General features: G+C 40.0%; 6 protein-coding genes. 3 read left to right on the top strand and 3 right to left on the bottom strand.

From position 1 onward, the window contains the following. Nucleotides 1-38: 38 nt before the first annotated feature. On the bottom strand, nt 39-599 hold the full coding sequence (locus AC1DG9_RS21460) for an RNA polymerase sigma factor (RefSeq protein WP_172662574.1): 561 nt from the start codon (nt 597-599) through the stop codon (nt 39-41). A gap of 142 nt (nt 600-741) precedes the next feature. On the opposite strand from AC1DG9_RS21460, the gene AC1DG9_RS21455 reads away from it, so the two are divergent. Both AC1DG9_RS21455 and AC1DG9_RS21450 read left to right on the top strand, forming a co-directional pair. Continuing rightward, entirely contained in the window at nt 742-1,086 is a 345-nt protein-coding gene (locus AC1DG9_RS21455; protein ID WP_288884067.1) for a hypothetical protein, read from the top strand. A gap of 108 nt (nt 1,087-1,194) precedes the next feature. Next, nucleotides 1,195-3,594: an outer membrane beta-barrel protein gene (locus AC1DG9_RS21450; RefSeq protein WP_477635202.1), complete on the top strand. Its 2,400-nt coding sequence runs from the start codon at nt 1,195-1,197 to the stop codon at nt 3,592-3,594. Between the two features lie 35 nt (nt 3,595-3,629). Here AC1DG9_RS21450 and AC1DG9_RS21445 read toward each other — a convergent pair whose 3' ends face one another. Then, nucleotides 3,630-4,262 (bottom strand): LysE family translocator, encoded by a 633-nt coding sequence (locus tag AC1DG9_RS21445; RefSeq protein WP_288884071.1) that lies wholly within the window; start codon nt 4,260-4,262, stop codon nt 3,630-3,632. A 114-nt stretch (nt 4,263-4,376) separates the two neighbouring features. Between AC1DG9_RS21445 and AC1DG9_RS21440 the strand changes: the two genes are divergently transcribed. After that, nucleotides 4,377-5,750, top strand: coding sequence for an MFS transporter (locus tag AC1DG9_RS21440; protein ID WP_288884073.1), 1,374 nt, complete (start codon nt 4,377-4,379; stop codon nt 5,748-5,750). A gap of 9 nt (nt 5,751-5,759) precedes the next feature. Here the strand turns inward: AC1DG9_RS21440 and AC1DG9_RS21435 are convergent. Next, nucleotides 5,760-6,266: hypothetical protein (locus AC1DG9_RS21435; RefSeq protein WP_477635201.1), on the bottom strand; the 507-nt coding region annotated here is incomplete at its 5' end.

Here is a 6,266-nt window from a genome sequence, read left to right as displayed (position 1 = left end):
GATCCCTTTTGTCCTCTCTGTTCTCATTCGCTTCCATATCATTCATTTATTAAATAAATTTCCAGTTTTTCTTTCAATAATTTCTTTGCTCTGAACAAATAATTTTTGATGGTTCCTTCAGGCATTCCTGTGATCTCTTGTATTTCGAGGTAACTAAACTCCTCCAAATGAAACAAGGTAAGTACTGAGCGGTATTGCAAAGGCAGCTGTAACAACAAATGCTGCACATAAGCTGCAACATCCTTTTTAATCATAAGTCGCTCTGGTGTCTCCTCGCTAAAGTGGTAGTTATCTATTTCATCATTATCTGCCTCACTCTTATTTTGCAGTTCCTGTTTATATTTCCTCAGGTGGTTAATAGACGTCAGGTAAGCAATTCGGGCAATCCAGGTGCTTAGTTTAGATTGAAAGCCAAATTTATTCAGTCCCTGATATACCTTTATAAAAACCTCCTGACAAATATCAGTCGCATCCTCATCATTTTTTATTAGTCTGCTTGTTACATGAAATACAAGTTTCTCATACTGCTTAACCAGAGCTTCAAATGCTCTTGCATCACCTCGCAATATTTTGGCAACTAGTTCCTTTTCATTTAACATCGTATAGTAGACACCCGGATGCTGTGTAATGTTGCAGTTTCCACAAAAAAAATAATAATTTTAAAAAGATGTATTTTTCTGCAACCTTTTTATTGGCAGGCGTGTCTACTTGGGCAATAAATCACATTTAAAAACAGACATCATGGACCACATAGAAAGTATAACCATCTCAATATCATTATTCATTATTACAGCAATCGTTGTAATTGCCATTCTCAACTTCATTTTAAAGAATCGTCTAATCAACTCAGGGCTTACAAATCCCGAAATACTAAACTCACTGGGCCAATCATTTAACCATAAGATTGCAGTACTTAAATGGGGTCTTATTCTTTTCTTTGGCGGAATAGGTTTAGTGGTTATCAATTACATTCCCGATGCCCAGGTTGATTCTCCCCTGCCTTATGGAATTGAAATGATCTTTATTGCCGCCGGTTTCCTTTCTTATTATTTCCTCGTGAGGAAATCTGAAAAAGACCAGGGCTAAAACAACCCAACCCTACTTCTTTAATTTACTGAACACAAAAAGGTCTTCAAGGGCAATGGCAGCGCTATGCGCTGTCCAAACCCTAAGGCGCTCCAAAAATCAAAACTCATGAAAAACCTTCAACTACGTTTATTTCTTATCATAGGCTTTTTCGCCATCATAACAAGTTATAATCAATCGGCTGCACAAACCAGAATACCCAACTTTTCTGTGAACGGGAAGGTTATGGATTCCGTCAGCAAAAAACCGGCCGGCTGGGCTACAATCAACATCATTAGTTCAACAAATGCAATTGTTAAGACAGGGATAAGCGACAGCACCGGTATATTTACATTAAGTCAAATACCGTCTGGAACATACAAACTTGAAATAGTGAGTATCGGCTATAAGGCCAAAACATTTGCAATATCTCTTCAGGATACTACAAAACTGCACGTTGATCAGGGTTTGGTCCTATTATCTCCAGACACCAAACAATTGAAAGGGGTAAACATTACCGGCAGCAAACCAATAGTCACTCAAGAGATAGACAGGCTTGTGTACGATCTACAAGCCGATCCGGATAGTAAAGGGAACAGCGTTCTGGAAATGATGCGTAAAATTCCTTTTGTTTCACTAGATGCAGAGCAAAACATCAGACTTAAAAATAGCACTAGTTTTAAGATCTTTATCAATGGCAGGCCATCTGGTATGATCGAGAATAACCCTAAGGAAGTTTTGCGCAGCATGCCTGCATCAACTATTGAAAAGATCGAAGTAATTACCAATCCACCAGCAAAATATGATGCAGAAGGATTCGCAGGAATCATCAATATCGTAACTAACAAAAAACCCGCCGATGGATACAATGGCTCTTTAAATCTCAATGAAAGTTTTCCTGCAGGTGGCCCGGGCGCTGGTGGATCTTTTAATTTTAAATCTGGTAAACTTATCGCTTCGGTATTCACCGGTGGCTCGCTTTCTAAAACCCCTGTCACAACAAATAATTTGATTAGAAATGCCATCGGCGATAACCCTCAAACCTTAACTCAAGATGGCGATAATAAATCTGACGGCAGAACCGGATATCTTGGAACCGATGTGAGCTATKAAATCACCCCACTACAGCTCATCTCAGCTCAGATCAATCTTAATGGCAACAAAAACGCCCAACTCAGCAACCAGGTCTCGTCGCTCACTCAAAACGGAGAATTACTACAAGGCTATCACATACAAAATACCTACGATGGCAATAGCGACTATATAGATGCCTCAGTTAACTATCAGATCTCTTCTAAATCAAAGAAAACAAGGGCGTTAACCCTATCCTATCGCTATACAAATTTTAATAGTGATGGCCAAAACGGCCTCATTCTTAGTCAAATTACAAACTATCCCTATTCCGGATTTCTGCAAAATAATCACGCCGGTTCCAATGAGCATACTGCACAAGCTGACTACTCCGATAAGTTTAAAAACTGGGGACTGGAATCGGGCATTAAGGCTATCCTTAGAAACAACAGCAGCAATTTTGATTACTCTGCAGCTCAGTTTCAGGCTAACGATTTTGAGATTTCTCAGGATGTGTTTTCTGCCTACACTTCAATAGCATACAATTATGGAAAGAACATTGGGATAAAGGCTGGATTGCGTGCTGAGCAAACCATTGTAGATGGTGATATTTCTCAGGATTATTTAAACCTGATTCCCTCTTTATCAATCGCTTATCAGTTAAAGGGCGGCGATAACATTAGTTTTGGGTTTTCACAACGGTTAAGACGCCCTGGCATCAACAGGCTTAACCCTTTTGTAGACAGAAGTAACCCAAATACAGAATCAACCGGCAACCCTAACCTTATGCCCTCGTCTGTGAATAACATACTTGCAGGATATAACCACAATGGTAAAGTTTCTATTAATCTTGGATTAGCTTATTCATTATTTGATAATCTGGATTTCAGAATTTTCACTTATGATCCGACGTCCGGAATTACCAGAAATACATTTGCTAACATTGGAAAAGGCGCTGTTCTGGCAGCAGATCTCAATTTGGGATATACGGTAACCAAGAGTCTGAACTTTAATTTTAATGGGAGCTTTAATTATTTGGATATTAAAACTGAAGGAAATGTGATACCACATTCTAAAGATTTGTTTTACAATTTTACCTTAACAGGCGGATATCGTCCAACACCAAAATGGAGATTGGGCGCAAACCTCAGTGTAATTGGAAAAAACCCTGCTTCCAAAACATTTCAGTCTATAACACAAGGACAAGTAAATACCAGTTTCAGCAGCAGCCATGAACTCATCAAAGGAAAATTAAGCTTAACAGCAGCATTAAATAATCCCTTTTATAAGTTCAGAACCCTTAAAACAACCACCACCGGGTTCGATTTTACAGAGCTAAGCCACAACCAATCTTATCTCCGTTCATACAGAATCAGTCTGAACTATAATTTTGGAAGGCTAAAAGATGAGGTAAGGAAAACCAGGAGAGGAATTAAAAATGACGATGTTTCTAATTGAGAATTAACATTTGATATTCCGTATTACTTTATTCCTTATGACTTTGTCAATGCTACCTTAATTCCCAGAATAATAAATACAGCTCCMGAGATTTTGTTCAGCCAATTTTCAGTGTTAGGACTTCGGTTAAATAACTTAGCTACATTCCCACCCATCAGCGCCAGAAAAACACACCATGCGAGCGTGATCAAAAAGATAACTACCCCAAGAATAAGGTATGGAAATGGGCTATTTATTGCCGAAGTTAAAACAAACTGGGGAAGGAAAGCCAGGAAAAACATGGCTATTTTCGGATTTAGAACATCACTTAAAAAAGCGGTCCAAAACATTTTTTCCATTCTTATATATTGAACTGGTATTGATTTTAACGCTGTACGATCACCCTTGCTGGAAAGTGCCTTATAGCCCATATAAATTAAATAGGCTGCACCTAAATATTTAACAATCATAAACGCTAAAGCAGATTTCGCGAGAATAAGTGATAATCCAAAAGCAGCTGCGCAGGTATGTACCAGTAAGCCCGTGCTTACACCTAATGCTGAGTACATACCGGCTTTTTTCCCGCTTGAAATACTTCTTGTTAAAACCAGTATGGTATCAATACCCGGGGTAATAACTACAATTATTGCTGACAATATAAAAGCACTGAAATTATCGATTCCGGTCATAGTCAAAGAGATTTAGTATTTCTGAAAATATTTTTGCTAAAATAAAGTAACAAACTGAAACTGCTAAGAAAAAACCGTCCTTTCTGTGCACCTTTGCACTTGCAAAAACGAGCGATGAGTTTATCAAACACAACAACTTCCCCTAATCATACCGTTCCCTTTGGCTGGATAGTCGGAATAACAAGTCTGGCCTTTGTAGTTGCACAGCTAGATGTTTCTATTGTAAATATTGCGTTGCCTCCTATTGCCAAAACCTATCATGCCAGTATTACTACCTTACAATGGGTAATAGATGCCTATACCCTTGCCTTTGCAGTGCTTATGCTATCTGCCGGCAATTTAAGCGATCTTTTAGGTGCAAAACGTATATTTCAACTTGGCATCTGTATTTTTGGGATCGCTTCTATAGGTTGTGGATTTGCCGGAAGCGCAGCTACCCTCATTGCATTTAGAGTACTGCAGGGAGTTGGTGCGGCCACCATGATCCCTAGTTCTCTTGCCATACTTAATCAGGCTTTTGCTCATGATCCTGCAAAGCGCGTACGTGCAGTAGGTTTGTGGACCGCGGCAGGAAGTGCCGCCATAGCTGCCGGTCCTATCGTTGGGGGCTTACTCATCCAGATTAGCAACTGGCGTTATATCTTTTTTGTGAATGTACCGCTTTGTCTCGCTGGTTTCCTGTTCAGTTTTCGTCTGGCACAAAATAAGACCTCGGTTAACAAAGGATTTGATATCGCCGGACAAATTACCTGGATGCTCTCCATTACAGCACTGATTGCGGTAATTATAGAATGGCCTAACTTTGGATTTAAAGATCCGGTAATATTTGGAGGCCTGCTTTTTAGTGCCGCTACGCTTGTGGCATTTTTAACTATCGAAAAAAGAGTGAATCACCCGATGCTGCCGCTTCATCTTTTTGACGCTCCTACGTTTAACGTACTGCTTTTACTTGGTGCCGTTTTAAATGGCGCTTACTATGGAACTGTTTTTACACTCAGTCTTTATCTGCAAAACGTACTCCATTATTCATCGCTCAACGCTGGCCTGGCTTTTCTACCTTTAACTGTAGGGTTCGTTATTTCCAATCTCATCAGCGGTCGTGTAATCAATAAATTTGGTATACGGAAACCAATTATAATAGGTCTCGCAATGTTTGCTGTTGGGTTTGCAGGGCTATTTATAGCTAAAGATAATACACCTTACTGGCAGTTATTCCTGCCATTTCTAATTATACCGATGGGTATGGGACTTGCCGTTCCCGCCATGACTAACGGTATTTTATCCAGCGTAGATAAATCATTGTCAGGTACTGCTTCTGCTGCATTAAATACCGTAAGGCAAGCTGCCGGAGCTATTGGGGTCGCAGTTTTTGGAGCTATTGGCGTAGGCGGAAGTGCCGCAATCCTACATTCTATCTCTGTTAGCGCCACAATAACAATAATAAGCACACTAGCAATAATTGGTTTAAACTTAAAATATTTAAAGTAGAATACACTTTTATGTAGGAACCTGATTATTTGGATATACATATACAAATCCAAGCGTTCTTAAGGTGTCTCTGTTATTGAGTTTCTGGTTCCTCACATTAAAACCGGAGTTGTTTCCATTAGTCATGTCATTTGCAGAAGTATTCCCTTCAACAGTCCGCATTTGCCCCCCTCCAAGCAGCTCATAACACTCCATGGCATGACCCCTTGTTGGATTGTTTATATATTGTGCTAAAGCCAAAGTGCCAATCGTTGGTACCGATGTGGTTAAGCCGGCCACCTTTTCAGATCCCTTCCAGCAATCCACACAATTAGCAGTAGCAGGAACCGGCGATTCCTTTTGATAGAAATCTTCAATTATTGCCACCTTCATCTGGGCAAAATCCAAACACCATGCATCTCCATTTCCGCCCGGCGTAAACCCCCCGGTAGTACCTTGCACTTCGCCAACGTCAGTTCCATAGTTGTTTCTCCCGTTTTCCTTAACACCCAGTTCTGCCAATGCTTCCTGTACTGC

The sequence above is a fragment of the Pedobacter sp. 05L430 genome (assembly GCF_056397585.1).
Note: the sequence above shows the minus strand (reverse complement) of the source record. Positions and strands in the feature narration are given on the sequence as shown.

What these genes read in the sequence shown, in the direction of transcription:
- AC1DG9_RS21460 (WP_172662574.1), bottom strand. Translation starts at nt 599, where the DNA reads ATGTTAAATGAAAAGGAACTAGTTGCCAAAATATTGCGAGGTGATGCA.
- AC1DG9_RS21440 (WP_288884073.1), top strand. Translation starts at nt 4,377, where the DNA reads ATGAGTTTATCAAACACAACAACTTCCCCTAATCATACCGTTCCCTTT.
- AC1DG9_RS21455 (WP_288884067.1), top strand. Translation starts at nt 742, where the DNA reads ATGGACCACATAGAAAGTATAACCATCTCAATATCATTATTCATTATT.